Genomic DNA, 392 nt, shown 5'->3' on the forward strand with positions numbered 1-392 from the left:
CGCTATACTCACGGTCGATCAGAAAACTTGTTGAAAACGTCGTGTTTTCTGTCGGGCCGTATCCGTTCCACAATGAAAGCGACGGCGATGCCTGTTTCACTTTGCTGACAATATGCGGCACGAGCGCGTCTCCGCCGATGATTAAATGGCGCAGTGTGCCGAACATGCCGGCATCCTTTGCGGCAAGCTGGTTGAATAAAGGTGATGTCAGCCACATGGTCGTGATCCTCTGTTCACGCAAGAATGCTGCAAATTGTTTCGCATCAAGCAGCGTCTCTTTTTTGACTGGATAAAGCGCTGCGCCATTCAGCAGCGCCCCGAATACCTCAAACGTTCCGGCGTCAAAGCTGACGGCTCCCGTTTGTGCCATGCGGTCCTCTTCATGAAGAGGA

Annotated in this window: 1 protein-coding gene; it reads right to left on the reverse strand. The window is 52.6% G+C overall.

Annotation, left to right across the window (positions count from 1 at the left end):
- A partial coding sequence (locus MOC09_RS19960) for an AMP-binding protein (protein WP_268371673.1) occupies nt 1-392 on the reverse strand: 392 nt, incomplete at both ends.

The organism is Bacillus sp. N12A5 (genome assembly GCF_026790125.1).
Classification (GTDB): Bacteria; Bacillota; Bacilli; order Bacillales; family Bacillaceae; genus Bacillus.